Source organism: Mesosutterella faecium, assembly GCF_022809315.2.
Lineage (GTDB): Bacteria > Pseudomonadota > Gammaproteobacteria > Burkholderiales > Burkholderiaceae_F > Mesosutterella > Mesosutterella faecium.
In genome coordinates this window covers 792862-819040 of sequence record NZ_JAKZJU020000001.1, presented here as the reverse complement: position 1 = coordinate 819040, position 26179 = coordinate 792862, and the positions used below count along the sequence as shown (strand labels likewise).

The 26179-nt window shown below is 58.9% G+C and carries 24 protein-coding genes; 15 read left to right on the top strand and 9 right to left on the bottom strand.

Annotation, left to right across the window (positions count from 1 at the left end):
* Window positions 1-167 precede the first annotated feature (167 nt).
* The 3 genes from MUN46_RS03835 (at window position 168) to MUN46_RS03825 (ending at window position 4769) form a co-directional block, all read left to right on the top strand.
* Complete coding sequence (locus tag MUN46_RS03835; protein WP_243376958.1) at window positions 168-866, top strand: cytochrome c3 family protein; 699 nt, start codon at window positions 168-170, stop codon at window positions 864-866.
* A gap of 203 nt (window positions 867-1069) precedes the next feature.
* On the top strand, window positions 1070-3727 hold the full coding sequence (pepN, locus tag MUN46_RS03830) for an aminopeptidase N (RefSeq protein WP_243376959.1): 2658 nt from the start codon (window positions 1070-1072) through the stop codon (window positions 3725-3727).
* Between the two features lie 34 nt (window positions 3728-3761).
* A complete protein-coding gene (locus MUN46_RS03825) occupies window positions 3762-4769 on the top strand; it encodes a class 1 fructose-bisphosphatase (RefSeq protein ID WP_243376960.1) in 1008 nt (335 codons plus the stop codon).
* 70 nt (window positions 4770-4839) lie between these two features.
* Here the strand turns inward: MUN46_RS03825 and MUN46_RS03820 are convergent, their stop codons facing one another.
* Entirely contained in the window at window positions 4840-5325 is a 486-nt protein-coding gene (locus tag MUN46_RS03820; RefSeq protein ID WP_285230555.1) for a hypothetical protein, read from the bottom strand.
* A gap of 246 nt (window positions 5326-5571) precedes the next feature.
* Here MUN46_RS03820 and upp point away from each other — a divergent pair, with 246 nt between their 5' ends.
* Together upp and MUN46_RS03810 are read left to right on the top strand one after the other, a co-directional pair.
* Window positions 5572-6225, top strand: coding sequence for a uracil phosphoribosyltransferase (gene upp / locus MUN46_RS03815; protein ID WP_237978005.1), 654 nt, complete (start codon window positions 5572-5574; stop codon window positions 6223-6225).
* A 245-nt stretch (window positions 6226-6470) separates the two neighbouring features.
* Window positions 6471-7271, top strand: a complete 801-nt coding sequence (locus MUN46_RS03810) for a succinate dehydrogenase/fumarate reductase transmembrane subunit (protein ID WP_243376962.1) — start codon at window positions 6471-6473, stop codon at window positions 7269-7271.
* 661 nt (window positions 7272-7932) lie between these two features.
* On the opposite strand, the gene istB is transcribed toward MUN46_RS03810, so the two are convergent.
* From istB to MUN46_RS03795, 3 genes are all read right to left on the bottom strand, one after another.
* Entirely contained in the window at window positions 7933-8730 is a 798-nt protein-coding gene (gene istB, locus MUN46_RS03805) for an IS21-like element helper ATPase IstB (protein ID WP_285230554.1), read from the bottom strand.
* Complete coding sequence (gene istA, locus MUN46_RS03800) at window positions 8727-10004, bottom strand: IS21 family transposase (protein ID WP_285230550.1); 1278 nt, start codon at window positions 10002-10004, stop codon at window positions 8727-8729. The genes istB and istA overlap by 4 nt, the downstream gene beginning before the upstream one ends.
* Window positions 10005-10305: 301 nt before the next feature.
* Complete coding sequence (locus MUN46_RS03795) at window positions 10306-11400, bottom strand: IS110 family RNA-guided transposase (protein WP_285230553.1); 1095 nt, start codon at window positions 11398-11400, stop codon at window positions 10306-10308.
* A gap of 368 nt (window positions 11401-11768) precedes the next feature.
* Here MUN46_RS03795 and MUN46_RS03790 point away from each other — a divergent pair, with 368 nt between their 5' ends.
* Together MUN46_RS03790 and MUN46_RS03785 are read left to right on the top strand one after the other, a co-directional pair.
* Entirely contained in the window at window positions 11769-11999 is a 231-nt protein-coding gene (locus MUN46_RS03790) for a hypothetical protein (protein ID WP_285230552.1), read from the top strand.
* 157 nt (window positions 12000-12156) lie between these two features.
* Window positions 12157-12531 carry a DDE-type integrase/transposase/recombinase gene (locus tag MUN46_RS03785; RefSeq protein ID WP_285230551.1) on the top strand — a complete coding sequence of 125 codons (375 nt, stop codon included), beginning with the start codon at window positions 12157-12159 and terminating at the stop codon, window positions 12529-12531.
* A 648-nt stretch (window positions 12532-13179) separates the two neighbouring features.
* On the opposite strand, the gene MUN46_RS03780 is transcribed toward MUN46_RS03785, so the two are convergent.
* Window positions 13180-14580, bottom strand: a complete 1401-nt coding sequence (locus MUN46_RS03780; protein WP_285230533.1) for an ISNCY family transposase — start codon at window positions 14578-14580, stop codon at window positions 13180-13182.
* A 346-nt stretch (window positions 14581-14926) separates the two neighbouring features.
* Here MUN46_RS03780 and MUN46_RS03775 point away from each other — a divergent pair, with 346 nt between their 5' ends.
* Both MUN46_RS03775 and larC read left to right on the top strand, forming a co-directional pair.
* Window positions 14927-16279, top strand: a complete 1353-nt coding sequence (locus MUN46_RS03775) for an anaerobic C4-dicarboxylate transporter (RefSeq protein WP_243377431.1) — start codon at window positions 14927-14929, stop codon at window positions 16277-16279.
* 133 nt (window positions 16280-16412) lie between these two features.
* The gene (gene larC, locus MUN46_RS03770; protein ID WP_243377432.1) at window positions 16413-17624 is read left to right on the top strand and encodes a nickel pincer cofactor biosynthesis protein LarC; all 1212 of its coding nucleotides are present in this window, start codon (window positions 16413-16415) and stop codon (window positions 17622-17624) included.
* Window positions 17625-17637: 13 nt separating this feature from the next.
* Here the strand turns inward: larC and MUN46_RS03765 are convergent, their stop codons facing one another.
* The 4 genes from MUN46_RS03765 to MUN46_RS03750 form a co-directional block, all read right to left on the bottom strand.
* Complete coding sequence (locus MUN46_RS03765) at window positions 17638-18486, bottom strand: adenine nucleotide alpha-hydrolase family protein (protein ID WP_243377433.1); 849 nt, start codon at window positions 18484-18486, stop codon at window positions 17638-17640.
* Entirely contained in the window at window positions 18483-19145 is a 663-nt protein-coding gene (gene larB, locus MUN46_RS03760; RefSeq protein WP_243377434.1) for a nickel pincer cofactor biosynthesis protein LarB, read from the bottom strand. Before larB ends, MUN46_RS03765 begins: the two co-directional genes overlap by 4 nt.
* Before the next feature lie 225 nt (window positions 19146-19370).
* Window positions 19371-20651, bottom strand: coding sequence for a nickel-dependent lactate racemase family protein (locus MUN46_RS03755; protein ID WP_243377435.1), 1281 nt, complete (start codon window positions 20649-20651; stop codon window positions 19371-19373).
* Window positions 20652-20683: 32 nt separating this feature from the next.
* On the bottom strand, window positions 20684-21379 hold the full coding sequence (locus MUN46_RS03750) for a LuxR C-terminal-related transcriptional regulator (protein ID WP_243377436.1): 696 nt from the start codon (window positions 21377-21379) through the stop codon (window positions 20684-20686).
* A gap of 386 nt (window positions 21380-21765) precedes the next feature.
* Here MUN46_RS03750 and MUN46_RS03745 point away from each other — a divergent pair, with 386 nt between their 5' ends.
* The 6 genes from MUN46_RS03745 (at window position 21766) to rlmH (ending at window position 26179) form a co-directional block, all read left to right on the top strand.
* On the top strand, window positions 21766-22515 hold the full coding sequence (locus MUN46_RS03745; protein ID WP_237977997.1) for a YebC/PmpR family DNA-binding transcriptional regulator: 750 nt from the start codon (window positions 21766-21768) through the stop codon (window positions 22513-22515).
* A gap of 112 nt (window positions 22516-22627) precedes the next feature.
* Entirely contained in the window at window positions 22628-23914 is a 1287-nt protein-coding gene (purD, locus tag MUN46_RS03740; RefSeq protein ID WP_243377437.1) for a phosphoribosylamine--glycine ligase, read from the top strand.
* Between the two features lie 92 nt (window positions 23915-24006).
* Window positions 24007-24633, top strand: coding sequence for a hypothetical protein (locus tag MUN46_RS03735; protein ID WP_243377438.1), 627 nt, complete (start codon window positions 24007-24009; stop codon window positions 24631-24633).
* The gene (nadD, locus tag MUN46_RS03730; RefSeq protein ID WP_243377439.1) at window positions 24630-25307 is read left to right on the top strand and encodes a nicotinate (nicotinamide) nucleotide adenylyltransferase; all 678 of its coding nucleotides are present in this window, start codon (window positions 24630-24632) and stop codon (window positions 25305-25307) included. Before MUN46_RS03735 ends, nadD begins: the two co-directional genes overlap by 4 nt.
* Before the next feature lie 5 nt (window positions 25308-25312).
* Entirely contained in the window at window positions 25313-25705 is a 393-nt protein-coding gene (rsfS, locus tag MUN46_RS03725) for a ribosome silencing factor (RefSeq protein ID WP_237977993.1), read from the top strand.
* A 6-nt stretch (window positions 25706-25711) separates the two neighbouring features.
* A complete protein-coding gene (gene rlmH, locus MUN46_RS03720; protein WP_243377440.1) occupies window positions 25712-26179 on the top strand; it encodes a 23S rRNA (pseudouridine(1915)-N(3))-methyltransferase RlmH in 468 nt (155 codons plus the stop codon).

Genomic DNA, 26179 nt, shown 5'->3' with positions numbered 1-26179 from the left:
TCCTTAAGTTGTTTGATCATGATCAAGTGCAGAGCGCACAGTTCCAAAAAGCAAGGGCCTATGATGTCGGCTGAGCCGGATATGGAGAGGTCCGCCTCTGAAAACATAAGTTTTTAAAAAGAAAGCAAGCTGAATCCATTGGCTTGAAATTTCTAGGAAATTTGATCATGAAAAACTGCAAAAAAGGCACCATCCTTATCGGCCTCGTCGGTGCTGTCATCGGTCTTGTCGCTTTCGGTGTGTTCAACTCCGTTGTCCACTGGGCCGGCTCCACCCAGTTCTGCGGCACTTTCTGCCACACCATGGATTATGTCTACGCAGCCTACCATCAGGGGCAGCACTTCAAAACCCCGTCCGGCGTAACCGCGGGCTGCTCCGACTGCCATCTGAAATACGGCGCCCAGCACAATGTCGGCGGCTTCGAGTACATTGGAATGCTCGCCCACAAGGCTCAGTCCGGCACCCATTCCTTCATCGGCCAGGTCACCGGCTCGATCTCCACGTTTGACAAACAGAAGGAAAAGGCTCCCGAGATGAGCAAGAGCGTCATCCAGTGGATGGCTTCCACCGGCTTCCAGAACTGCCGCTCCTGCCATGACCTGTCGAAGATGAAGAACGACAAGAACCCCGATGTCGCCGCCTTCCACGCTGTCTTCGCCAACGACAAGTCCGCCAACTGCCTTGAGTGCCACAAGACGGCCGGCCACAATTACGCGAACATCAACACCCAGGCTGACGCCGATGCGATCATCGCCGGCAAGGCTCCGGCTGCTGCCGCCTCCGCGGCTGCCGCCTCTGAGGCCGCCTCTGACGCCGCTTCCGCCGCAGCCTCTGATGCCGCTTCCTCTTCCGCCGCTGCCAAGTAAGCAGACAGCACGGATCTGAAGCAAGTTACGCCCGTCAGGGCGGACAGTCCCCAGAAGGTGAGACACTTTCTGGGGATTTTCATGTCCCAAAGGGCGGCCCGGAGAGTTCGCAAGGAAGCTTTGGGGTTTCTAAAAGCGCCGTACAGGGATCCTTCTTGTCTTTAGAATGAGAAAACCGCTGTCATTGTTGGAGTTTTGAAAGCATGAGTTCGTCTGTTGTCTACCGTTCTGATTACAAAGAGCCCGACTACCGCATTGAGTCCGTAAACCTTGTTTTTGACCTGGATCCTCAGACTTCAACGGTATTCAACACCATGAAGGTGTCGCCCCTGGGGGCGCAGCCCGTTGAACTTGTTCTGGATGCCGACGGGCTCGAGCTGGTGTCCATCTACGAAAACGGCGTGCAGCTGCCGCAGGAGCGCTACAGCCTCACTGAAAAGGCGCTCACCGTGCACGGCATCAACAAGCCGGCGACACTCACCATCGTCAACAAATTCCATCCGCTGGCCAACACGCTGCTGTCGGGCATCTATATCTCCAACGGCAACTTCATGTCCCAGTGCGAATCCCAGGGATTCCGCCGCATCACCTACTTCCCGGACCATCCGGACATCCTCACCCACTTCCACGTGGAAATCCGCGCAGACAAGGAAAAATACCCTGTCCTGCTGTCCAACGGAAACCTGGTTCGCCGCGACGAGCTTGAAAACGGCCGGCATCTCGCCGTCTGGGATGACCCTTCACTCAAACCCTGCTATCTGTTCGCGCTGGTCGCCGGCAATTTCGTCAAGCGCGAGGAAAAGATCAAACTCGCCAACGGCAAGGACTGCCTGCTGCAGGTATGGGTGGAGCCCCAGAACAAGGACCGCACGGCCCACACCCTGGAGTCCATCAAGAAGGCCATCCGCTGGGACGAGCAGCGCTGGGGCCTCGAGTACGACCTCGAGAGGTTCATGCTGGTGGCGACCGATGACTTCAATTTCGGAGCCATGGAGAACAAGGGCCTTAACATCTTCAACACCCGCTACGTGCTCGCCTCCCCTCAGATCGCCACGGATCTGGACTACTTCAACATCGAGTCAGTGGTCGGCCACGAATACTTCCACAACTGGACGGGGGACCGTGTGACGCTCCGGGACTGGTTCCAGCTCACGCTGAAGGAGGGGCTGACCGTCTTCCGCGACCAGGAATTTTCGCGCGACATGCTGGGCAAGGCGGCGGCCATCAAGCGCATCATGGACGTGCGTTTCCTGAGGTCCCGGCAGTTCCCAGAGGACGCGGGTCCGATGGCCCACCCCGTTCGCCCGGAAAGTTATCGTGAAATCAACAATTTCTATACAACAACGGTCTATGAAAAGGGCGCAGAGATTTACCGAATGCTCCAGACCCTTCTCGGACGGGAGAAATTCAAGGAAGGCCTCAGGCTGTATCTGGAGCGCAACGACGGCCGGGCTGCGACCTGCGAGGACTTCATCAACGCGATGGCGCAGGCAAGCGAGCGGGACCTGGGACAGTTCTTCCGCTGGTACGGCCAGGCGGGCACCCCGCGGGTGACCGTCAAGAGCTTCTGGGACCCCGAAGCGCACACCTACACGCTGGTCGCGAGCCAGAGCACGCCGGAGACTCCCGGGCAGGCCGATAAAAAACCGTTCCTGATCCCGCTTGCCGTCGGACTGCTCGATCCCTCTGGAAAAGACATCCCCCTGCAGCTCGAAGATGAAACAGAGCCTGCGGGCACGACGCGCGTTCTTGAGCTGCGTGATGCAGAAAATGAATGGACTTTCGTCAACATAGATGCAAAGCCCATCCCGTCCCTGCTTCGTGATTTTTCGGCTCCCGTCATTCTCAACTATCCCTACAGCCGCAGCGAACTCGCTTTCCTCGCGCGCCACGATTCGGATCCGTTCAACCGGTGGGACGCCATGAACCGGCTGATGCTCGAGGCCCTGAACGACATGGTCGACGCGATTGAGACCGGGGCCCGCCCGAGCGTGGACCAGGATCTGCTGGCTGCCTTCGAGCAGATGCTGACAGACGAGAGGCTTGCCCCCGCCTTCCGCGCGATCTCGCTCACGCTGCCAGACGAACAGCTCATCGGAGAGCGCCGCACCCTCATCGACCCCGAGGCCATACGCTCCGCCCGGGAAGAGCTGCGCTCCGTGATCGGCCGCCGGTACTCTTCGGTCCTGCTGAAGATCGCCGAGAACTACCAGACGCCCGGCGAATACTCGCCCGACGCTGAATCCGCCGGAAAGCGCGCCCTGAAGAATCTCGCCTTCAGCTACCTGCTGGCCGGAGGCAACCCCAAGGCGCTGCTCGCGCTGCGCAGTCAGTTCGAGCAGGCCAACAACCTGACCGACCAGCTCTCGGCGCTTACTTCCATCGTCAATTCCGCCAGCCCTGCGAAACTCGACATGCTGGTGGATGCCGCGCGGAAATGGAACGGCGTTCCCGTGCTGATCAATAAGTGGCTTACAGTGCAGGCCTCGGCCATCGCTCAGCCCGGGGAAGTGCCTGTGCTCAGCAGAGTGCGCGAACTCATGGCCAGCGGGGCCTTCAACATTGCAAACCCGAACAGCGTCTACGCGCTGATCCTCGCTTTCTGCAACAACGCCCCGGAATTTCATCGTCCGGACGGATCGGGCTACAGGTTCTGGCTTGAGATGATTCAAAAGCTCTGCAAGGTGAATGCCTTCATCGCGGCAAGGATTGCGAGGGTTATGGACAACTGGCGCCGCTACACCCCGGAGCGGGCCCGCCAGATGCACGATGCGCTGAAGCTTGCCGACAGCCTTCCCAATCTGCCCACCGGCGTCAGGGAGGTTCTTGACAAGGCCCTCGGAAAACAGGCCGGCGAATGATGCACCTTTTTTTCATGATTTGAGGAGATACTCCATGGCTTTGATGACGCTTCACCAGTACCTGGTCCGCGAGAAGCGGGAAAACGGCGTTCCGGAAGAACTGGCCGAACTGATCCTTTCAGTCGCCGATGCCTGTAAAAAAATCCGCTCCAAGGTTACGGAAGGAGCACTCGCCGGCGTGCTCGGCATGGCAGGAACGGAAAACGTTCAGGGCGAAGACCAGAAAAAGCTCGATGTCATCAGCAACGAAATCATGTGCGGAGCCAACGCTCCCTCCGGCACCCTCTCGGGCTTTGCCAGCGAGGAGATGACGGAGGTGATGGGCGTGCTCTCCGAGTATCCGGTCGGCCCCTACCTCATCCTTTTCGACCCGCTTGACGGCTCAAGCAACATCGACATCAACGCGCCGATAGGCACTATTTTTTCAGTTCTTCCGTGCCCGGGCGGCGCGAAGCGCAGCGTCACAGAGAAGGATTTCCTGCAGCCTGGAGTGAACCAGGTGGCCGCCGGCTACGCCATGTACAGCACTCAGACCCAGCTGGTCTTCACGCTGGGCCACGGCGTGTCCGCCTTTACCTTCGATCCTGCGGTCGGCGAGTTCTACCTGACCCGCGAGCACATCACCGTTTCGCCGTCCACCGCCGAGTTCGCCATCAACTGCTCCAATATGAGGCACTGGCAAAAGCCGGTCCAGCAGTATGTGAAGGAGCTTCTTGCGGGCGAGACCGGACCGAGAGGAAAAAATTACAACATGAGGTGGGTTGCGGCCATGATCGCCGAAGCTCACCGCATCCTGAGCCGCGGCGGTATCTTCATTTACCCGAAGGACGACCGCATTCCTTCGCGTCCCGGGAAGCTGCGGCTGATGTACGAGGCCAACCCTATGTCCCTGCTGATGGAGCAGGCCGGGGGACGGGCTACCAACGGCCTGCAGCGCATTCTGGAGATCCAGCCTGAGAAAGTCCACCAGCGTGTGGCCGTCTTCATGGGTTCCTCAGAAGAAGTCGACTATGTCACGGGGCTGCACCGCCGGCAGGACTGACGCTGCCCGGAAAGCCGTAGACTAACTTTCGGCCGGGGAAGCTCCAGAGCTTCTCCGGCCTCCTTTTTATTCAGATCAGCCTCTGGTCGGACAGCTCCTCCAGCCTCGAGGCCGTTTTCCCGAGGGAGTCCTGGCTTTTCTTCATCTCGGCCAAGACCGCCTGAAGCTCCTGCAGCGTCTGACCGCCGCCCTGCAGCGCCGAGGCCGACGGCGCGGCCAACTTCTCATCCAGCCTCACAAGCCGCTGATCCATCGCGTCGAGCCGGGCCTTCAGGCTGTCCTCGAATTTGACAACCCTGGAGCCCTCCGCATTTTCCGCTTCCTCACGGGCCTTCCGGGCCTCGCGGTTCGCCTTCTGGAGGTCCACCAGCGCGGTGGCCTGCTTCCAAAGCATCCACAGCAGGCAAATCAGGAACACGAGGCTGCCGCCCAGGATCAGAAGCAGACCGAAGGGCGCATTGACCGTGAACAGGATGAAGCTCACGGGCATCGTGGTCATGATCGGCCCCCAGTTGGCGATCACAAAGAGCACGGATGCTAGGAAAACGATTAACACGGCGATAGATCTGAATGTCACTGGGCACCTCCCTTCCGGAACCGGCCTGGCCGAAAACGCGCCGCGGCCTTTTCTCTAATCCTAAAGCAAAGGAGGTAAACATATGACAAATTACCCCCTCCAGGGGGATATTCATCTGTTGCCCCGCAAACAAAGGCCTGCCTCTGCGAAGCTCCTTTGCCGGGGAAGGATCATGCCATTAGAATTTGCGCCAGCGGAATATCCGCCAACCTGAAGGAGAGAGCCTTGAACCTGAACACCCGTTACCCGCATCTGCATGTCATCGACCACCCCCTGGTGCAGCACAAGCTCTCCATCATGAGAAGCAGGAACTGCCCCACCAAGGACTTCAGGCAGCTGCTACGCGAAATCTCCCTGCTGGTGGGCTATGAGCTCACGCGGGACTTCCCCCTGACCCGCCGTCACATCGAGACTCCCGTGGCCCCCATGGAGGCCCCGTTCCTCTCCGGGAAAAAAGTGGTCATCGTGCCCGTCCTGAGGGCCGGCCTCGGAATGACTGACGGGCTGCTCGAGCTGATTCCCTCAGCACGCGTCGGGCACATCGGGCTTTACCGCGATGAAAACAAGCAGCCGGTCGAATACCTGGTGCGCATGCCCAAGCATCTGGAGGACCGCACCTGCATCATTACCGACCCCATGGTGGCTACCGGCGGCTCGGCCGTCCATGCGGTCGATGTCCTGCTCAAGCGCGGCGTATCCGAATCCAATATCCGCTTCATGTCCCTCGTGAGCGCTCCCGAAGGGCTCGACTTCTTCTTCCGGGCCCATCCCAGCATTGACCTGTACACCTGCGCTGTCGATGAAAAGCTGAATGAAAACGCCTACATCGTGCCCGGCCTCGGAGATGCGGGCGACAGAATTTTCGGAACCGTGGGCTGAAGAGATTTTCAGCAAAATTTAAGGGTATTTACCAATAAATCTGGAAATTAAAGCATTTTTATATGGTATTTACCCTTAATCAAGACCTGAAAAAGGCCCGACCGATTGGAAATAGCCCCGTTTATTTGATCTGGGTTAAATGATTAAGCCAGTCTGAAGAGCACAATGGTGCTCACCGAAAAGCACTTTTTATACCAACGATAAGTCAGGCTGCAGAGATCAGCCTGTTATTTTGGAGATTTTCCATGCAGCTCCCAGACAATGTCCTGCGTGCCCACACCCCGACCGCTGAGGACAACATCAACGGAACCAACCTGAAGGACGCGAAGCGCCAGTCCCGCTGGACGGCCTGGGCGGACGTCACTCAGTCCGTCACCGGCGGTCTGCTCGCCCTGTTCCTGTTCTGCCACATGGCCTTCACCAGCTCCATCCAGGTCTCCAAGGATCTGTTCTGGAACCTGGTGGCCACCTCCGGGCTGACCTTCATCGGAGGAACGGAGCACGCCTGGGCCCACGTCATTTTCATCGGCTTCATCACGTTGCTGATCTGCCTGCACGGACTCACCGCCCTGCGCCGCTTTCCGAGCAGCTATCGCCAGTGCCGCGACATGAAGGGACACGTCCGTCTCCTGCACCATTTCGACACCACGCTGTGGGCCGTCCAGATCCTGACCGCCGTCGTGCTGCTGGTCTGCGTCTTCCCGCACGTTATTTCCATGCTGACCAATCCGAGCGGAATTGGCCCGAACCTTTCCGGCATCCACGCCTATCACGACGGTCTGCTCTATACGCTGATCTTCCTGGTCGCCGCTGAGACTCACGGCCTCATTGGCCTTTACCGCGTCCTCGTGAAGTGGGGCATCTGGAAGGGCGAGCGCGAAGGCCTGCGCAAGGCGATGCTCGTGATCACCGCTCTGATGATTCTCTGCGGCGCCGCCACCGCCTGGAAGTTCTACAGCATCGGCGCCCAGCTGGTCAACGCGGGACAGACGACGAAGTACGAGCCCGTCAATCCCTGGTATGAAATCGATCAGATGCAGAAATAAACTTTCAGCCTGCTGATTCGGCAGATCCCCTTCGGGCAATAGCACGAAGGGGATTTTTTTGTGAAGTGGTATTGAAGTGGTATCGATTTTTTGGACACAAAGGGGTCCAAATCAATGTCTATACCACTGAAAATAAGAGAGCGAGCCTTCGAGGGGCTTTTACATGGACAACCGAAAAAGGCTCTGGCCAGAGAGTTGGGGATTTCAACAGGAGCCATTCGGGACTGGTCCATTTTTATCCAGTATGGCTTTTTTGACTGGGTTACCAAACCCTATGTAATACGTGGTCAGCCCAAACTGTTGAGGCGTAGTTTCCCTAACGGGGCATGCGCAAGCATGCCCCAACTTTAAAAATCTCAATTAAAAAGCTCAAATCGAAGAATCAGCATCGAGCCGCCGCACCAGTGCGCGCATGATCAACACTTGCGCGCACCCATTATTGCGGCGGCGAGCGTCGAATTTCATCTGCCGCCACAACCTGATTCCCATAACCATTCCTGCCGATGCACTTGTAGCGCCAGCTCTTCGTGTGATGAGGAGGCTTCACAGCAATACGTCCGCGGTCGTCATGAGGAAGGTTTTCTCTTCCTCGCTGTCAATATTGAAAACTAAGCACCCCCCAAAAAAGTGAAAACTTGGGGACCACCCCGACGTACGATGATCAGCTGGTTTGAGTGTTTTCTGCCCCCACCTCCTTTGCTTTAGTTTTCTTAAATTTCCGCATCCTGCCTTCATGGATCCTGTAGCTCTCGCCTTTAATTGCGATGGCGGTGCAGTGATGGAGCAGCCGATCCAGGATTGCGTTTGAGGCCGCTTTGTCCCCCATGAACAGCTCCCACTGGCCGGCTGGCCGGTTGCTGGTCACAATGACGCTCTTCTTTTCGTATCTCAGAGCCACCAGGTGGTACAGCAGCTGCGTCTGCACCGGCGACAGCGGCGTATAGCCGAGTTCATCGATGATCAGCAGCCTGGACTTGTTGATTTCCTTGAGTTTGTTTTCAAAAACGCCTTCGCTGTAGGCCTTTGAAAGAACTTCAATTAAATCCTTGGCACTGAAGAAACGAACCGTCATGCCGGCGCGAACGGCGCTGACTCCCAGACCGATGGCCAGATGCGTCTTCCCCACTCCCGGAGGCCCGACCAGGACGACATTTTCCCCGTTGCCGACCCATTCCAGGCTGCACATTTCACGAAAAAGGCCAGGGTCGATGGACGGCTGAAATGTCAGATCAAAATCCCTCAGTTCCTTAATGACCGGAAAATGAGCGCCGCTCATCCAGAGCGAGCAACGGTTGGCATTGCGCCGCCTGATTTCCTCTCCGAACAGAAACGCAAGGGCCTCCCTGACCGTCATTTTGTTTTCAGTGGCGCTCTTGAGCAGGTCTTCAAGATTGTCCCGAATGAACGTCAGCTTCAAGCGGGCCGCACAGGCCTTAAGCTCTTTGTCTGTTTCCCTCATGGCCGAACTCCTTCGGGTTCAGCCCCAACAAAAAGCAGGTTGTATTGCGCAGAGTTTCCCGGCATGCCCGCACCAGCTGCCTGATACGCCTGATAAACGGGATCTTTCTGAAGGATTTTTTTTTCTTCCTCAAAGGCTTTTGCAGCGTTCCTCGGGGTTGACAACGGCTGCTGGCGAGGCGAATATGCATCTGCGGTTTTATCCAGGCAGATGATCCGTTTCTGTCCACAGTACACCTCGAGGTTTTGTGAGCTTACATGGAGTCGGACCTCTTGCAGCCGACAGGCATCGGGGAGTCGATAGCAGCGGTTTTCCAAATGGATGAAACCGCATTTGTCTGCCTTTCTCGTCACCCAGATCGCTGAATACTGAGGACCGCACGGCAGCGGCCTCAGCGCTTTCTTTTCTTCGGGCCAGCGCTCCAGGGGCGTGTGCTGGAAACTGGCCAGCACACGCCGGTCGGCCGTCTGGCCGCACCAGGCCCGCAGGTTCATGTTCAGCTGTTCAAAAGATTTATAGCGCACCCCCACCAGTGCATTGTGCTTGACGTATCCGACGCTGCGCTCAACCTTGCCTTTGGACCGGGGCTTGCGGACGGCAGTGGCGACAGGGGTGAAATCGTACTGGTCTGCCAGAAACTGGTACCGGTCAGTGAAGCGAACCTCACCCCGGCGTTGGTGGAAAGCCACCAGCGAGGCTGCGTTGTCGCTGATCACCTGCCTAGGAACTCCTTGAAAATAAATAAACGCCTGCTCTATGCCCTGCAGCCAGGCCTCCTGGGTCTCTCTTTCAAACGCCATGGCGAAAATGCGCCTCGAATAGCCCAAAATGGCGACAAAAACATGCACATGCGTCATCTGGCCTGCAATTTCAACGTCTTTTTCGCCAAAATCAATCTGCATCTGGTCGCCTGGCTGGGGCTCAAACCTGTCGGGCGAAGGCATGTTCTGAAGCTTGACCTGATGCCGGAAGCCTCTGATGAAGCGGTTGAAGACGTCCTGCCGCACTTCCACTCCATATTTTTCCTGGATCAGCCGGATGGTCACCGGGCCGCTGCATTCTGCCCTGAGAAAAAGTGCCTGGGCATCTTCAGTATGGGCCTGGAGGAAGGCAAGGCTGGGGCCGGGACGCCGGCCGACTTTCAGTGGAACAACGCCCTTGATGTACCGCCTGATGGCCTTGCGGGACACGCGCAGCGTGCGATGGATGTACCTGATGCTCTGCCCTTGCTCATGCAGAGCCAGAATGCTTTGCTGAATTGATTTTGAGAGCATGAAGTCGGACCTTTCATAATGTGACTTTCTGCTCTGATGTTTTAACGAATTGCGATCCACAACGGAACCCTCTCATAAAAAAAATTGGGAGGGGTGGTCTCTTGGTTCTGAATAATTTGGTGGGTACTTTATTTCAATTCACGACATTCCTCGCCGCCTAGTGATATTCGGGTGCGGCGGGAGCGCACTATAAAAAACGCAGTTTCATAGACTTGAACTATTGCATTTTCCTGCGTTTTCCCGACGCCTTGAGCCGGATCGTCACTACAACATTGGCCTTCGTGGTCCTGAGAAAATATTCTTAGCTGCTCTCCGACTTAAGCCGCAGCCCTCGATCTGCCGGCTTTGATAGGCTGAGGCCTGTATTCCAGCCTTTCTCACAGAGTATTCTCCAGGCGATGCGGGCGAGCTTTGCCGCGATGGCGCAGACCTTGACGCCGTATTTCTTTCCGGACGCCTTGATCTTCCGGACCCATTCGCCAAGAGCTCCCTCGAGCCTGTCAGCCATGATCATCAAAGCCGCGGCCCCCTGAACTAACATGGATCTGGGGTGTTTCGGCCCTCTCTTCGTAATGTGGCCCAGGGTGTCCCTGTCTCCGGTCGAGTTCTGGCGGGGCACAAGGCCGAGAGACGCCGCAAACTGCCGGCTGTCGCGGAAGCGGGAGGCTTCCCCGCAGTGCGTGAGGAGAGCGCCGGCGCATTTGGGGCCAATGCCCGGAATTGTCATCAGACGCTTCGAGGCCTCGTTTGCACGCACGAGTTCGTCATATTTCTGTCCGGCCTTTTTCTCCCATTCAGAGGCCTCGAGCCAGGAGTCCCGTAGCATCAGGAGGGCTTCCCCTGCCAAAGGCGTCAGATCCTTCGTATGCGTCTCTATGAACTCCGGCAGCTGTTCGGCTATGAACCGGCTTGTTTGAGGACTGCTTAAACCATATTCGAGCAGCAGGGCGTGAATTCTGTTTCCGAATTCTATGCGGGTCTTCATGTAGCCCTGATAGATGCGCTGCAGGGACTGGAGATCCTGCTGCGCCTGGGTTTTCGGGACCACATAGCTGATGCCTGGAATGTACCAGGCCCAGGCGATGTAGGCGGCATCAAGCATGTTGTTCTTCTGATGCCCGCACCGTATGCGCTTCACATCCCCGGGGTTCAGGAGGCGTCCGTCGTGCCCCAGCGCTTTCACCTTGCGGACGAAGCAGTGGCTTCCGCCGCAGGCCTCCATCAGAACGGAGGCCCGGGGCATGTTCGCAAGCCTTTCCAGCAGCTTTTCCTTCGAAATGCGGGGCAGCTTCAGGGCTATCTTCCGATCTTTGTCAAAACCAACAACATCACCGTGAGTTTTGGCAAGGTCGATGCCGATGACAACAGCGGGATTGTTTGAGAGGGTAGAATTCATGGCGGAGCGCTCCTTGGTTTTGGATACCTCAGTTATAACCCCGGGCGGGGTTGTGTTCTGAGAAGCAAGGGCGCTCTTTTTGTTTTCAGCTACAGTTTTCATGATAGATGGTCACCGCGAGTAAGGCCCCGCTGTAGGGGGCTGACCATCTCATTAACACCCGCAGGGAGCTGCTTCATAAAGCTGTTCACTATTGGCTGGATCACTATCCGATTGGCTACAGCGACGTGGCCAGGCTCCACGGCATCAGGCCCTCCGGTCTTTATGCAGCCATCCAAAAGGACCTTGCTAAACTTCCTGAGCAGCTGCGCCCGAAACGCATTCGTTTCTGGGATGAGAAGCCAGCAGACTCACTTGGGGAATTCAAAATGGCCATCGAGAAACTGTCGGATATTCCAGCCGACCGCCCGCTGACCGCCGCGGAACGCAAAGCGCTTTTCGAAGAAGTCAAGGACGCCAAGGCTCGCCTGATCTGTGCGGAAGCCCTGCTGGAGACCGCCATTGAAGGCTGCAGGGACGAATTTAAAAAAAAAGAATTGAAGCGGCAGCTGCAGCTCACCAGAAAGGCGTTGAAATCCTTCGAGTTTGTCGAATCCTGAAATTGCCCAGAAGCTCTTTTTACGCCTCTCAGGAATCGACTGAAAAGGAGAAAAAGGATGCGGATCTGGTAAAGAAAATCACCGAGATTCAAAACAAGTATTTCTTCACGATCGGCCGCCGCATGGGGCGCTGCTCAAGCGCCTCTACGGGACAGAGGTGTGCGAAACCACCCTGCAGCGAATCATGAGCCGCAACCATCAGGGAGCTCTCATCCGCCGAACCCGCAAGGCTAAGCCGCAGGCAGGAAAAGCAACTCAGCAGAAGCTTCCGGTCAATAAGCTCGATCGTGAATTTCATGCGGACAAGCCCATGTTTCGCCTGGTCACGGACGTCACGTACATCCCGTACTTTGAAAACGACGAATGGCACTGGGGATACCTTTCTCTAGTCCAGGACCTGTTTGATCGGTCCATTGTTGCCTGGGTATTCTCGAGAACCCAAGACAACGCGCTGGCGGTCTCCACTTTGCAGATCCTGTCTTTCCGCAAGTTTGCCCCCGGGGCCATGCTGCACAGCGACCGTGGAAGCTGAAGTGGTATCGATTTTTGGGACACAAAGGAGACCGGAACACTGGCCATGCCGTTGAAAAAAGGCCTCCTGCTCAGCGCCCGAGCCAGAAACCCCGGCCGCGTCGGTTCTGGCCGTCAAAATGACGAGCGTACGGGACAACCCTCTTTATGCTGAAAGAGCTTTGCGGGCGGAAGTCCCTGAGCTCAAGCACTGACAAGGAACAAGGTAGGGTAGTGCTGTACACATTAGGTGGTATACCGGTAAAACTAGGCCCAACGTCTGTACTCCGGATGAACATCCGCCCGCAGGCGGGAGAGTGCAGGAAGAACTCCTGCTGCAGCCCCCGCCGCGGCTGCCCAAGCATCTCAATGCGGTGAAAACGCCCGGGCAAGCCTGTATATAGGGCATTTATGTCCGTACTTTGTTAGAGCAAAGGGAAAATGTCACATGCCAGCACAACGGGACTATGTCACACCCTAGCAAAGCGATTATGACACCAAAAATTCTCCGCCAAAGACAGAAATTGAGAGCCCCCTGGGGCCCTTTATCGTCTTCATGGAGAACACCCTGCCCACGCTCTGTCGGGCGCTCGCCTCAAATGGGCTGAAGCCCGTGCGGGCTGTGGGCAGGTTGGGAAAAAAGATCTTCTGAGAGCCTGTGTTGATTTCATTATTTGCCAGATCTGTTTTTCCGCTGCTTCAGCTTTTCTTCGAGTTCACGGGCCTTTTGGTCACGCTCTTTTCTCTGGGCCTGCCGTTGCTTCGCTTCAGCCATTTCGCATTCCAGCTTCATGACGAAGCCGTTGGGTCGCAAATCTTCCTTCTCAATGATTCGATCCAGGCATGCGTCTATGGTCTTCGATGACTCAAGGTATTCCGTGCGCTCGAGCGTTTTTCTTTTCCGGGCTTCAAAGCAGAGCAGATGTTCTTTGCCCCGTGCATCCCGGTAGACCATTTCCGGCGCACGGCCATCCGGGTACTCGATGACGCTGACTTTCTTGCCCATCAGCTCAAACTTCCGAGCGCTCGCATTCTTGAGCTGCAGGATCGACCCCCCGAAGGAGACGCTCAGAGATTTGCTCAGAACGCGTTCGTGCCACCAGGCGCATATGCGTTCAATCTCGGGCATACTTTCTTCAGCCACCGCACAGTTTGCGCTCAGGGGTTCTCTTGGGTCGATTCCAAACCGCTGATTGAAATCCCTGATCAGTTCGTCCATGCGCTGATTGGCGGTGGCCATGTCTTCGATTCCCATGACCCTGAACTCATGCGGCCAGCGCCCCTGCAGCGTCTTGAACAGGCGTTCTATCCGGCCTTTTGCCTGCGGGCTCTGAGCGAATATCTGCTCGATCTGAAGCTTGTCGCAGACTCTCTGAAACTGTGTGCCCTCTACATTTTTGGACCGGCCCTGAGCCAACGCGCGGAAAGTGCCGTGCCGATCGCTGTATAGCGCAAGGGGGATTCCGTGCGCCCTGATGTATTGGAGCAGCACGGTCATATAGCCCGCCGCGGTCTCCGAGGGAAAGAACCCGGCAGCGGCGATTCTGCCGGTCGCATCGTCAATGAACGCGATTAATGAGCACTCTTTCTGACCGGGGCCGAACCATCTGTGCGGGCTGCCGTCGATCTGAACCAGCTCGCCGAACCTTGACCTTCTGCGCCTCAGAAAATGACCGGCTCTTCTGAGCCCCTGCTCTGAGGCCTGAGGGCTGAGTTCTCTCAGAATCTTTCGAACAGTTTCCTTCGACACTTTGATCCCTTCGTTTTTCACAAGGTACTGAGTCAGGAGCGTCGGAGGGAAATCCTGATATTTTGTAACTGCCAGTTCTATGATTTTTAAACGAATATCGTCTGGCAGGCGGTTGCTCGGGGGCCGCCCTTTGTTGCCATGGGGCGGATCTGCGGCTTCGCCCCTTTTCCAGGCGGCCAGCCTGCGATAGAACTGGCGAATGCTCAGCTTCATCGCTTTGGCTGCCTCCGGCACCGAGAGCAGGCCGTAGGCGACCTGTTCGAAAATCTCCTCTGTGCCGGTCTGGGACTTCGGGGCTCTTTCAGGAAGCGAGTTTTTCATGTGCGACTCCTAAAAAACAGGCTCTCTGAAGTGATTGTGTGACAAAATCGCTTTGCCGGGGGCTGTCATGCAGATTGCCGGCTTATGACAGAGTCGCGTTGCCGGACCATGACATAGTCCCGTAGTTTTCCGTGACATTATCGCGTTGCTCTAACACATTTATGTCCGTACTTAAAAATCTGAACTAGGTAATTTATATTAGTTTTTTAGTTCTGAGTCATAAAAAGTAACTGAATATTTCTTAATCATCCGTTTTATGTCAAGGCTTAGTCATTTTTTCTTATCGCTCGCTACCACTTTATGAGAAACTTTGTTCAGTCTGATTCACCTCGGAGAAGAGAAAAAAATGATTCCAACAGTATTCTGGATAGAGCTGTGCGTCATTCTCGCCGCATTGTTTTATGGCGCTCGCAAGGGCGGTATGGCTCTGGGCCTGGTCTCAGGTATCGGCCTGCTGATTCTGGTCTTCGTCTTCCATGTGAAACCCGGCACTCCGCCGGTCTCCGTGATTCTGACCATTCTGGCCGTGATCATGGGCTCGGCCACGCTGCAGGCTTCAGGCGGCCTTGACTGCCTGCTGCAGGTTGCTGAAAAGGCTCTTCGCTCTCATCCTCGCCTGGTGGTGTACATCGCCCCGTACTGCGCCTGGATCCTCACGATCCTCTGCGGCACGGGCCACACGGTCTACACTCTCCTGCCGATTATTTACGACGTCGCCATCAAGACCGGCATCCGTCCGGAGCGCCCGATGGCAGCCTCTACGATTGCCGCTCAGATGGGCATCATCTGCTCGCCGGCTTCCGTGGCGCTCGTCTCCGCCGTTGCTATTTTGGACGGCCATGTCCTGCCTGATGGAAGCTCCGTCGACATGATGAAGATCCTCTCCGTGACGATCCCTGCCGGCGCCATCGGCGTGTTCGCCGAGGCCACGTACTCGGTGTTCCGCGGCAAGGACCTGGACAAGGATCCGGAATTCCAGAAGCTGATTTCCGATCCGGAGCAGAAGAAATACGTCTACGGTGATTCCGTGACCCTGATTGGCAAAAAGTTTGCCAAGTCCCAGTGGGCCGCTCTGTGGATCTTCCTCGGATGCGTTGCGATCGTGGCCATCTTCGGCGCCGACAAGAGCCTTCGCCCCGTCTTTGGCGGAAAGGCAATGTCGATGACCCTCATCATCCAGATGATGATGCTGGTCGCTGGCGCCCTTATGGTGATCTTCTGCAACACCCGCGCTGCTGACGTCGGCAAGAGCTCCGTGTTCCGCGCCGGCGCCATCGCCATCGCCGCCGTGTACGGTGTTGCGTGGATGTCCGATACCCTCTTCCAGGCTCACCTGCCTGCCCTGAAGGCTTCGCTCACCGGTGCCGTCCAGACCTACCCCTGGCTCTATGCAGTTGTGCTGCTGGTGGTTTCCAAGTTTGTGAACTCGCAGGCCGCGGCCGTGGCCATCATCCTCCCGGTCGCGCTGCAGGTGGGCGTGCCCACCGGCATTGCGGTGTCCATGATCTCGGCCTGCTACGGCTACTACATCCTGCCGACCTATCCGTCTGATCTGGCCGCCCTGCAGTTCGACCGTTCCGGCACCTGCCACATCGGCAAGTTCGTGATCAACCACTCGTTCATCATCCCGGGCCTGATCGGCGTGATCACCGCCACTCTCGTGGGTACGCTGCTCGGCTGGCTCTATGGATGGATCTGACCTGCCGGCTATTCCTCAATAAATCACATTACTGAGTGAATTCAGGCCAACAGCGGGACTCTTCACGGAAAGAGTCCCGCTTGTTTATTATGAAGCCACCAAAAACATTCCTTTCCCTGGCACGACCTTGACCATGAATGTCCTTTACCTGCAGTGCGCCATGGGCGCCTCGGGAGACATGCTGACCGCCGCCCTGGCCTCTCTGCTGCCCGATCCTGCCGGCTTTGCCCGCGACATCAACTCACTCGGAATTCCCCGCGTCTGCGCTTCGCTTGAACGGGGCTCCTCCCGCGGCATGGCAGGCTGGAGGGCGAGAATAGAAATCGACGACCGGGAAGAAGACGCCCATCCCCGCAGCCACGGCACCGTGCACGGCCACTCCCACGCGCGGCTCGATGAAATTCTCGGCTTCATCCGCTCTCTGCCCGTATCCGGCAAGGTCAGAGCGAACGCCTGTTCGATATACAGCCGGATTGCCGAGGCCGAGGCGCAGGCTCACGGATGCACGCCAGGCGAAGTCCATTTCCATGAAGTCGGAACCGCCGACGCCGTCTGCGACGTCGTCTCAGTGTGCCTGCTCATGGAGCGTCTGAATCCCGGCAGAGTCGTCTGCTCGCCGGTCTGCGTCGGCAGCGGCCTCACCTACACCGCACACGGCTTCCTTCCGGTTCCGGCCCCGGCCACAGCCCGCCTTCTTCACGGCGTCCCGTCTTATGGAAGCGACTTTCCCGGCGAACTCTGCACGCCCACCGGCGCAGCTCTGATTTCGCACTTCTCGAATGCGTTCGGACCGATGCCGGAAATGACGCTGCTCAAGGAGGGCTGCGGCCTCGGCTCAAGGGAATTTTCCCAGCCCAACTGCCTCAGGGCACTTTGGGGGACTGCCCCCGACGGGGACTCCGAGGCCGGCCCCTGCGATTCGGTCTGCGAACTGTCGGCCAACATCGACGACATGACCGCGGAGGACATCGCACTCGCCAGGGAACTGCTGATTGACGACGGAGCCCTCGACGCATGGGTCATCCCCCTCGCCATGAAAAAAGGCCGTCCCGGCTCCATGCTCTGCGCCCTCTGCGCTCCCCCTGAGGCCGCCCGGATTAGACAGGCCTTTTTCAAGCATACGAGCACACTCGGGGTCCGCAGCAGAATCCTCCGGCGAGCCGTCCTGGACAGAAGCATTGAAACCGTGGACACAGCGCTTGGCCCCGTGCGGGTCAAGACCGCCCGAGGCTGGGGCACGGAGAAATCCAAGCCCGAATTCGACGACATAGAGCGGCTGGTGAGGGAAAGCGGCCTGAGCGCCGCTGAAGTGAGGGCGCTCGTGAGCAGAGAAAGAAAGGGCTGAGCGGTATCCTGCTTCAGCCCTGACTCTGACGGTCGTAGTAGCCTGAAAGCGTATCAAGAACCCTGCAGGCGAGACCTGAGAATTCCTCCGGAGCGGTGGAGGCCGCAGCCTGACGGGCAGATTCCATCAGAGCCGGAGTGAGCTCTTTGGCAAAGGCTCTTGAAAAATGGAGCTCCGCCCGGCCCGGAGCCACCAGCCGCAGCCGGAAGGGCAGCCGCGGTGCGCCTGCCCGCCGGAGGGCTTCTCTGACGGCCTGCTCCGCCCGCTTCAGCTTCAGCAGCGTCCCGACCGTCGGGGCGCGCCCGTAGGGCAGCCGCGTGAGAAGGCACGGCTCCGGGAGCTGATCCGGACGCTCCATGCCGGTTTCAGCCGCGAGGAAGTGGATCTCCGGCTTGCCGAGCCTCGCCTCCTGCAGGGGCGACTCGATGCCGAGCTCCTTCAATGCGCGAATTCCCGGCCTCCACACCCCGGGGCTCACGTCCGAGTGGTTCGTTCCGTCGCATACGGGCAGGCCTTCCGCCTCCTGCCGGATAGCGGCAAAAGTGGCCTTCTTGCATCCGTAGCAGCGCTCACGCGTGCCCCGGGCCACCTCTTCGACATCCAGGGGGTCAAGCTCTATGAGCTTAAGCCTGAAGCCCTGGCGGCGGGCCCACGAAAGTGCAAGATTCTCATCGCCTCCGACGTGAACGCCCGTCACGTGGATCAAAAGGGGAGCAAAGCCCAGAAGCCGGGATGCATGCGAAAGAAACCGGCTGTCAAGGCCGCCGGAGTACGCAAGGGCGAACCGGCGCTCTGGGGCAACGCGCTGCAGGACGACGCGCAGCCGCTCCATCAGCTCTGAGCCTTTTGAGGAAATTGTCATGAAGCCCCCAGATTCAGTATCCGCGCCGCCGCGCAGGCCGCGCCGTAACCATTGTCGATATTGAAAGTGGACAGCCCCGGAGCGCAGGAGCAGAGCATCGCCGAAAGCGCGGTCTCCCCGGCCCGGGCCGCTCCGTAACCCACGGAAGTCGGCACGCACAGAAGCGGCCGCGAGGTGAGCCCGCCGAGCACGGAGGCCAGGGCGGCGTCCAGCCCGGCGCAGCAGATGACGACCGAGCAGGCATTTATTTCCTCGAGCCGCTCCTGCAGCCGCCACAGCCCGGCCACGCCGCAGTCCTCGAAATACCGGTGCTCGATTCCCAAGTATTCAAGCGTTCGGCCCGCCTCATGCGCCACAGCGGCGTCCGAGGTCCCGGCAGTCACAACGGCCACTGCGCCGCGCACCACGCCTTCAGGCCGCAGCGAGTCGCCATAGGCCGTGCGCGAGAGAGAATCGTAATCGTAAAGGCGCCTGACCTCCAAAGGAGCGGCTTCGAACCGTTCGGGGGCCAGACGAGTAAAAAGAACGGGGTGCCCGCTGCCTCGGACGAAGCGCTTCAAAAGGATCATGAGGCTCGCGTCATCCTTGCCCTCACAGAAAACAGCCTCAGGAAGGCCGACGCGGCTGCGCCTGTCGTAGTCAAAACAAATGGTGTTCAAAGAGGTCTCTCCTTGCCGGCCGGGCGAACCTGTGCCGCAGGGCTGCTTCAGACGCCCGGGCTTCAGGGGCCGTGTCCACTTTAAAACAAACGCCGCGGGGCCGCGAGACCGCCTGCGCCCGCGGCCCGAACCCCATGAAGCAAAAGCAGCGGGATCTTCTCCCGCTGCTTCTGCCGGGAGCCCCGGCTCCCGGGCTGTGTCCTTCACAAAAAAACAGGGACGAGCCTACTTCACGAGGCGGGGAACCGTCAGGGAGCCTTCCGGCATCAGGATGATGCTTGGCCTTTCACCCACATACTGCTTCGCGCACTCGAGCGCCTCAGGCACCGAGCTCACGGCCGCGGTGAAAAGCATGTCCTTCGCCATCTGGCGATCCAGCCGAGTCACCAGAATGAATTTCGCTTTCTTCATGGGGCGCGTGATGGCAAAGGCCTTGTTCGCGCCGATGACGAAATTCTCGCGCAGCTCGGCCTCAATCGCCTGCGGAGTCTTCAGCCTCCTGAAGGTTTCCTCGAGCTTGGCCGAGCCGCTGCCTTCCTCGCAGTCAGCCAGCAGAACCACCACACCGCCCTGCCGCACGGCCAGGGCGGCGTTGTCCATGGTTTTCTGCATCTGGTAGACATTGATGTCCTTCGGATAGCCGCCGCAGGAGGCGATGACCAGATCGGCCTCCCGTTTGATCGGGGCGCCGTACACCTCGTCGACAAAACGGCAGGCCTCCTTGTGGGCCGCGATGTAATCGCCGGCGAACATCTTCAGGAACTGGTGCTTCGCATTGAGGATCGCATTAAAGAGGAACAGCGAGCGGCCCTTCGCAAAACGCGCCACGCCTTCCATCTGGTCCTCGTAGACCGGATTGCCCGTCGTGCGTCCCAGGCCCGCGTTCGGGTCAAGCATGAAGCTGTGGTTTTTTCGGACCGTCTCCATCGCGGCGCATCCCGGAAGAATAGCCTTCCTGCCGCCGCCGTAGCCCGAGAAATAATGATGGACGATGGTGCCTGTCAAAATGACGTGGTCGACGTCGCACAGGTGCTTGTTGATGAGAACGGGCGTACCGCGCGAAGTCTGGCCGAAATAGCGGAAGTCCTCGTCAGCCCTGCAGTCCGAGTTGTACATTCTCAGCCGGGAGGCCACGTCCTCGCCGACCGCCTGGACCATCTCTTCATGAGTCATCAGGCGGTGCGTGCCAAGCGAGAACACAATCTTCATATTCTCGTCGGGCACGCCCAGCCGGTTCATCTCGTTGACGAGCACCGGCATGAAGTCAAAGGAGTTGGCCACGCGCGTGGGATCGTTGCAGATAAAGGCAACGGTCTGCCCCGGCTTCACAATGTCGTCAAGAGAAGGGCAGCCGATCGGGTGCCTGATCGCCTCAAGCACCCCGGCCTTCACGTCCTGCATCACCGGGTAGTCCTCGGTGCGGATCTCCTGCAGGACAAGATCCTCGTCAAGGTCGAACTTCATCCGGCCGCGGCCGTATGCGAAATCATACTGTTTGGTCGTCATCTCAGTTTTCCGTTAGGCTAAAAATCCATGGATCAAAACTTTCTTCCGGGATCCGGCACTCCCGCCCCGGGGCTTCTGAACCCGCGCTCGCTCGCCCAGACGGCGGCCTCGACGCGCGAGCGGAACCCCAGCTTCTTGAGCATGTGCTTTACATGCACCTTCACCGTTCCGTCCGTAATGGACAGCCGGGCGGCAATGGCCTTGTTGCTCAGTCCGCTGGCAATGTAGCCGAGCACCTCCTGCTCGCGCGAGGTGAGGCTGTCTGTATTTTTCTCCTCGTTTTCGGTCCCGCCGTTGCGCAGGGTGAGAGCGAGGATATTGGTGAGGCTGTCGCTGATCACCATCTGGCCCTGAAGGACCCTGCGCACCAGGGTGACCATCTCCTCCGGGGTATGGTTCTTTGTCAGAAAACCGTCCGCCTCCATCCGGATGGCCGCCATCAGCTCATCGTTGAAGCGTCCCTGCAGCAGCATGATGCCCCTGCAGGCAGGCTGCTGCTCCTTGACGAACTGCAGCAGGTCGAGTGCGGCGTGATCCGGCAGCGACAGATCCAGAATCACGAGCTTCAGCCTCCGCGCAGAGACTTCCTGACGCGCTTCCTCCACCGAGCCGGTGCTGTAGACTTTCGGAGCAAGCCCCTGTTTTTGAAGGAGATCAGCAAGGGCAAGGCGGTATATCGGGTTTTCATCCACGATCAGAATGGTTTTCTGGCTATCGTCCGCTCCCATATGAAAATCCTTGTCTGAAAAAAACGCTTCCGCCTGCCGACCGGGCATAAGCCGGGCCATCAGCCCCAGGCGAATTTCTGCGCCGGCAGGCAAGGAATCGCGCACAAATGTCACTTAAGCAATAGAAGGTTACTACTTTAGTAGTCGTCTGTTCAGCAGTCAAGGCATACTCAGATCAAGATATTTGAAAGTATTCCGGGGCTGCCGCCGCAAAACAGAGGCCAGGGGAGAATTTCTCCCCCTCCCCCATAAGGGGAATGAGAAGTTCCAAAGATTTAATACGCCGCGGGCTTTTAGTGGCTAAAATACCGGCACTTGTTTATTTTTTCCTTTATGAGCTGGGGCGGCTTTCCCGCCTCAGTCCATCGTTTTATACAGGTAGAATCATGTCCGGTCATTCCAAGTGGGCCAACATACAGCATCGCAAGGGCCGTCAGGACGCCAAGCGCTCAAACATCTGGACGAAGGTCGTCCGCGAGATCATCATCGCCGCCCGCGTCGGCGGAGGCGGAGACCCCGACATGAACCCGCGCCTGCGCCTGGCTCTGCAGAAGGCGAAGGCCGCTAACGTGCCGAAGGACACCATCAAGAACGCCATCCTCAAGGGCACCGGACAACTCGAGGGAGTGAACTACGAGGAGGTCCGCTACGAGGGGTACGGTGCCGCCGGCGCCGCTCTCATCATCGACTGCACCACGGACAACCGCGTCCGGACGGTGTCTGATGTCCGCCACATCCTCACCTCCAACGGGGGCTCGCTGGGAACGGAGGGCTCCGTCGCCTTCATGTTCAAGCACTGCGGACTCATCGTCCTGCCCTCCGGCTCCGATGAGGACAAGGTGATGGAAGTAGCCCTCGAAGCCGGCGCGGAAGACGTGGTGGCCAACGAAGACGGGACCCTCGAAGTCATCACTCCTCCGACGATCCAGGAATTCGAAGCGGTGCAGAAAGCCCTGGAAGGCGCGGGCTTTACCCCTGAGTATGCAGAGATCACCATGAAGCCGGTCAACGAGACCGTTCTGTCCGGCGAGGATGCGGTCAAAATGCAGCGGCTCATCGACGAGCTGGAAGACAACGATGACGTGAGCAAGGTCTACTGCTCCGCCACACTCGATCTTCCCGAAGAAGAAGCCTGATCCGAGAAGCTCCGGCGCCGCTGCAGCGCCGGGCCTCGGGAAGACCGAAGAGCGGATTTCCTCAACGAATCCGCTTTTTTTTATGACAAATCCCTGACACTGGGAGGCTGAAATGAAAGTTCTGGTTGTCGGCAGCGGCGGAAGAGAGCACGCCCTCGCCTGGCGCATCGCACAAAGCGATCGGGTTCAGACCGTTTATGTCGCTCCGGGCAACGCCGGAACCGACGCAGACCCGCTGCTGACCAATGTCGCGGTCAAGGCGACGGATCTCGAGGCCCTGGCGGCCTTCGCTCGCGACAACGGCGTCGACTACACCGTGGTCGGCCCCGAGGCCCCTCTTGCGGCCGGCATCGTCGACCTGTTCCGTTCAAAGGGCCTGCAGATCTTCGGGCCCACGAAGGCGGCCGCGCAGCTCGAGTCTTCGAAGGATTTCGCCAAGGCCTTCATGAAACGCCACGGCATTCCCACCGCGGCCTACGAAACTTTCACCGACCTGCAGGCCGCGGAGAGCTACATCCGCCGCCACGGCGCCCCCATCGTCGTCAAGGCCGACGGGCTGGCGGCCGGCAAGGGCGTCGTCGTCGCAGCCACCGTCGAGGAGGCCCTGCATGCCGTCAGGGACATGCTCTCCGGCAATAAATTCGGGGCCGCGGGCTCGCGCGTAGTCATTGAGGACTTCCTCGAGGGCGAAGAGGCCTCCTTCATCGTGGCCAGCGATGGGCAGCATGTCCTGCCGATGGCGACTTCTCAGGACCACAAGCGCCTGCTCGACCACGACCAGGGCCCCAACACGGGAGGCATGGGAGCTTATTCCCCCGCACCCGTCGTCACCCCGGAGATCCACGACATCGTCATGCGCGAGGTCATTCTCCCGACCGTCGCGGGCATGGCCTCCGAAGGCCACCCCTTCACCGGATTCCTTTACGCCGGCCTCATGATCGGCCGGAAAGCCGACGGAACCCCCAGCGTCCGCGTGCTTGAGTTCAACTGCCGCATGGGGGATCCCGAGACGCAGCCCATCATGAGCCGCATCCGCAGCGACCTGTCGCTCGTCTTTGAAGCCGCCATCGGCGGCCGGCTCGACCAGGCCCGGATCGACTGGGACGCCAGAAGCGCTCTGGGCGTAGTCTGCGCCGCGGCGGGCTACCCTGAGCACCCGAGGAAGGGCGATGTCATCGAGTCGCTGCCCCGGGTGGATTCCGACCACCTCGTCTTCCATGCCGGCACGGCCTGGAACGACAAGCATCAGATGGTGGTGAACGGCGGCCGGGTGCTGTGCGTCGTCGGCCTGGGCGACACCCTGCGCAAAGCGCGGGACAAAGCCTACGAGGCCGTGGCCCAGACCCGCTGGAACGGCATGCAGTGCCGTTCCGACATCGGCTGGCGCGCCCTTAAGTGATAGTTCCAACCGGAGAGGCTCCCTCCTCTCCGGGATTCTTGATAAGGTAGGAGCCGTAAAGAATTTTCCTTTGCAGCACTGATGTGCCTGTCATGAAAACAAAATCTTTTATCCTCTCCTCGTGCGTTCCGCTGCTTGCCGCGTTTTCCTCCTCGGCTTCGGCTGTGGCGATCGCTGAGCCTTTCGCCTACCCGGAAAGCCTGTTGTCCGGGCAGCCCGTGAAGGGCAAGGCGACGGCTCCCGGCATGAGCTTCGGCACGCTTAAGGTGGAGTTGGAGAAAACGCCCATCCGCGAGCTCTCCAGGCGTCTCGGCGCCCCGCTCGCTCGCGAAGGCAAAGGCGATTTCACTCGAGACTGGACCTGCCTTAAAAACGGCAGGCACGCGGTCTGGATCATCGCCTCGGATTCGGCGGCCGTGACCGAAGTTCAGATGGCTGCCCAGTCCGAAGCCTCAGGCAAGCCCGGGAAGTGCTACGCGCTGCCCCGCGAGTTCGAAGCGGCCTCGATCGGCGGGATCGTGCCGGGAATGAAGCTGAGCGATGCTCTGGCCAGGCTTGGCAGCCCGACGTATTCCTCCGATGACGGCTGGTATTTCTGGTCGCAGTACAAGACGATCGAGGAGTACAGCAACACCCGTATTCAGATCAACTGGACGGGCATCCAGGCCTCCAATGGAAAGGCCGCCCGGATCTTCTCCAGCCAAGTGACCAACCCATGAGCGGCCCGCTGCTCCCCCGCCGGGGCACGGGGCTGCTGGGAGGGACGTTTGACCCCGTCCACAACGGGCACCTGGCCCTGGCGCAGCAGGCGCTGGAGTCCCTGCGGCTCGGCCGCGTCGACTTTGTGCTGGCCGCCAGGCCCTGGCAGAAGCGCGTCCTCACTTCCATCTCCGACCGGGCCAGGATGCTCGCCCTGGCGCTGGCCGGCCGCGAAGGGATGCGGGTCAACCTGACGGAAGTCTTCAGGGACGGCCCCACCTACACCGTGGACACCCTGCGGGAGCTGCGCCGCCGCTGCGGGGCCTCCGAGCCGCTCGTTCTGCTGATCGGAATGGATCAGTGGGCCAATCTCACGACCTGGAAGAATTGGGAAACGCTCACTGACTACGCCGACCTCGCGGTTTTCAACCGCGGCGAGGCGCAGCCCTCCGTGCCCGAAAGCCAGATGCGCTGGTCCGCTCCGAGGATCGTTCCGCGGGAGGCGCTCAACCGCAGCCCCTGCGGCTTCATCTCTTTTTTCGACATGCCGCCGCACGAGGCGAGCTCGACGGCGATCCGCCGCCTGCTCTCGCTCCCCAGAACGGCGGAAAATACCGCTAAACTGGAAAAATGGCTTCCTTCGGAAGTCGCCCGGTATATTTTTCAACAGAGGCTGTACGCCTCCGGCAGATAACATCTATGGATATTCGCAAGCTTCAACGCACCATCGTCGATGCCCTCGTGGACCTGAAGGGACAGGACATCGTTGTGTTCAATACTGAAAAATTAAGCGATCAGTTCGCCCGCGTGGTCATCGCCACAGGCTCCTCCAGCCGGCATGCCGTGGCGCTGGCCGAAAATGTCCGGGAGGAAGTGAAAAAAGCGGGAGGAGACATCGTGGGAGTGGAAGGGCGCGAGACGGGCGAATGGGTGCTCGTCGACTGCGGCGCGGCGATCGTCCACGTGATGCAGCCCCAGATCCGCGAGTACTACAACCTGGAGGAAATCTGGGGCGGCAAAAAGGTCAACATGAAGATCGACCCGGAGTTCGCCCTGCTCTCGCCCGCCAAAAAAGCGGCGCTGAAGCTCTAAGGCACCATGAAGCTGTGCATCGTCGCCGTTGACCTGAGGTCCCCGGCCTGGGCCTCGCAGGCCTGCGAGGACTACGCCAAGCGTTTTCCGCGCGACTGGAAGGTGGAGCTCAGGACCGTCCGGGAAGAACCCCGGCGGGGCCAGCCCCGGGAGAAGCTGATGGCGGCGGAAGCCGAACGCATCAGACGGGCGGTCCCAAAGAATTCCATCCTTATCGCACTTGACGAGCGCGGCAGGGATCTCACCACCATGCAGTTCGCCGCGGAGCTCAGGCGCTGGCAGGAGGAAGGCGAGTTTCCAGCCTTCATTATCGGAGGCACCGACGGAATCGACGCCGCGCTGAAAAAAGACTGCCGGATGCTGATCCGCCTGAGTTCGATGACCCTGCCTCATGCGCTCGCGCGGGTCGTGCTCTTTGAGCAGCTCTACAGGGCCTGGTCCATCCTTAACAATCACCCTTACCACAGAGCCTGA